This is a genomic window from uncultured Eudoraea sp. (genome assembly GCF_947258525.1).
Lineage (GTDB): Bacteria > Bacteroidota > Bacteroidia > Flavobacteriales > Flavobacteriaceae > Eudoraea.
Map to the genome: position 1 here is coordinate 1 of NZ_CAMYIP010000072.1, position 3,053 is coordinate 3,053.

Below are 3,053 nucleotides of genomic sequence, written 5' to 3' on the forward strand. Positions count from 1 at the left end.
GGCTCTATTGCAAATTGCACATGGGTTAGATCCTTCCAATGAACAAATTGAAGCCGAGCTAAATGCGGGGTATTTTTACTTCGATTGGAATTTTGAATTGGTGGAGAGCTATTACCAAAAAAGGCTTGAAAATTTTGCTTTTGACAGAACTCCGGCCATTGATGCAGACTTTGCAAATAAAACAGGAAGATATGAAGATGTCCTTTCAACAATGGACAAGAATATTGCTATGGATCCTTCTGTGGGTGTTTTTTATACTTTTAAGGGTCAGGCATTAATGTTGCAAGGCAAGTTAGATGAAGCTTCAGACTTATTAAAGAATAGTGATCTTCTTTTCAGTGATGATTGGTTTTATTTAAGAGAGTCAACCAAACTACATTATTATTTGGGAAACTATGACAAGTTCAGAAGCCAACTAAAAAAATTGATGGATAATTTCTCTGACCGCCCTCCTATACTATTTTGGTTTAATGCCGTAAATGATCAAATGAATGGCAACTATGAGGGTGCTCTAAGTAATCTAAAAGAATTAATGGATAGGTATGAAGCCGGAACTTCTGGTAGCCCGGCTTGGTTTATTGCGCTTTACCACTGCACAACTCAGGATTATGAAAAAGCATTTATGTGGCTTCAAAGGTCTTATGACCGGCATGAGGTTGAACTTACCTGGTTCCGGGAGGAACCATTATTGATCCCATTACGAAATGATCCACGTTATAAGGTTCTTTATGATAAGATAGGTTTTTCTAAATTAAAGTAATCCTCTGTTGAAAAATTGGTTATCTCAAAACCTAATTTTGAAATTTATTTAAACTTTATATTAAATTAAGAAATAGACTTTCCTGCAACATATTTAATAGGATTACAATTATGTTGCATTAAAACCCAGGTAGTACTATAGTAATTGCAACATACCTATTATGCCCTCCTCCCGGAATTAGACCATCTTTAATATTGAATTTATCCTTAAACATCAAGTAATGAATAAAATAGCCAAAATAGTATTCGGTCTTGGTATTTTGTGTTCCCTTGTATTGTTTCCATCCTGTTCTAAAGACAGTGCTTCTACCCCGGAGCCCATAGCAACACCGGAACCAACACAAACACCTACAGCCGTCGATAAACGTGAAACTTTTACATTTTCATCAAATGGAATAAGTATAGAGGGAGAAATATTTTTACCCAGCGAATATGAAACAAATAAAAACCTACCGGCTATTTATTTATTTGATTTTCCTGAACAAATTTCCGGACTTAATCCAAATTTTCATGTCGCCACCGATGAATTTGACAAAGTGATTGGGGCAGTCAAAAATATCAAGTTGAATGCGCTAGTTATTACTATGAGTGAATATAAGACCAATGAGATGATTCTTCCAAGAGACTTCCAGGAATATAGTGATATCTTTAAAAGTATGACTTCTTATGTAGATGGTCGTTATTCAAGTAATACTTCAAGAACATTCATTGCTAGAGGTAATGAAGCTAATATGGTACTTATGACTCTTTTTTTTGAAGAACCAGAAGCCTCTGTATTCCAAAATTTCATAGCTACGGATGCGCTTCACGTGGGTGATATGCAAGCAATGCTTGAAACGGAAGATGTTCCCCTCGAAAATGAAAACAAAAAACTTCATTATTCAAATACTGATGAGGCTAGGAATGCTGCAGTTATAAATGCCATTATAGAGCTAGAATTACCCTGGTTAGAATTTGAATCCGTTACTTATCCAAATATGACGTTCGAAAATGGATATCCGACAGCTTTTACAGATGGGATAAAATTTATATTTGAAGACTAATGACTTTAGACGAATAGGGGAATGTCTAATAGACCAAGTTTTATTCTGGTTCCAGTAGAATCCGAAAAACCGCTTAGCAGCTAGCCTTCATTTAGACTGAATATAGACTAAACAAATTCTTTTTAAAAGTTCATCTATAGTTCTTGTCTAGCAGAATAATTACGAACCTATGATCCTTTATAAAGAAGGAACATATACCTGGGACTAATAGAGTTTCTTGATCTCCCCCTTATTTTTAAACAATCTTAATATCATTAATTATGAAAACAATTATTAAATTCTTTTCTGCGCTTGTGCTTTTATTTACATTTTCCTGTAGTCAGGAATCGACACAAGATCCACTTCCTTTAGATTTGAATGCTGTATCCGCAAAGGCATCCAGTAAACAAACAGCAGCAATAGGAGGTCTTCCTAACAATAATGGTGATCTCATTACAGGTGCTGCGACTTTACATAGAAATAAAAACGGAATTACGGTTAATTTTAAAGCAGAGAACTTAAATCCTGGGGCCTATACCATATGGTGGGTAATCTGGAACAATCCGGGGGAATGCATAATTCCTGGAGAATGTAATGAGCCAGATTTTCCAGAGTTTCAAATTCCTCCTAATCCTGATAATATAGTAGGAGTTGAAGTAATGTATGCGGGCGGACACGTTGTTGGTAATAATGGCAAGGGCAATTTTTCCGCACACTTAAACGCTGGTGACACTCCGGAATCAATGAATACGAGTTTTGGATTTACATCTGTCGGAGGTTTGGCAGTTGGGAATACTTTTGATGCAGAAGTTCATGTAGTTTTAAGAACACATGGCCCAAAAGTTCCTGGTTTGGTCAATGAACAAATTAGTTCCTATGCAGGCGGGTGTGATACGCCATTCGACATTCTGCCTTTCACGGAGTATCCTGACGAAATTGGTCAATGTGCGGATATTGCAGCTGCTATTTTTGCTCCAGTATCACCGTAGAAGTATTTAAGTTGTCGAACCTGCGTCATAATAACCAGGAATGGCAAGACATTTTTTTCAAAGGTGCTCATACAGGTTCCTTGTGATTCAAATACAATAAGACTAAAATCATTGTTTTTTTTCGTATTGCATTTTAAAGATGTCTTATCTTGGGGCTATGAACAATCAGCTCCGTAGTCAACTTATAAAAACCGAAGCCAAGCGCCTCGGTTTTTTGTCTTGTGGCTTTTCCAAAGCCGATTTTTTGGAAGAGGAAGCACCCCGTTTAGAAAAATGGTTGAAA

Annotated in this window: 3 protein-coding genes and 1 pseudogene; all 4 read left to right on the forward strand. The window is 36.4% G+C overall.

The genetic code is table 11. The features are described 5' to 3' along the window. Nucleotides 1-760: hypothetical protein (locus tag Q0X89_RS05605; RefSeq protein ID WP_297691978.1), on the forward strand; the 760-nt coding region annotated here is incomplete at its 5' end. A 220-nt stretch (nucleotides 761-980) separates the two neighbouring features. After that, entirely contained in the window at nucleotides 981-1,802 is an 822-nt protein-coding gene (locus Q0X89_RS05610; RefSeq protein WP_297691980.1) for a hypothetical protein, read from the forward strand. Between the two features lie 260 nt (nucleotides 1,803-2,062). Next, nucleotides 2,063-2,770, forward strand: coding sequence for a hypothetical protein (locus Q0X89_RS05615; RefSeq protein ID WP_297691982.1), 708 nt, complete (start codon nucleotides 2,063-2,065; stop codon nucleotides 2,768-2,770). A 157-nt stretch (nucleotides 2,771-2,927) separates the two neighbouring features. Next, a pseudogene (locus tag Q0X89_RS05620) lies at nucleotides 2,928-3,053 on the forward strand (tRNA epoxyqueuosine(34) reductase QueG); the annotation flags it as partial.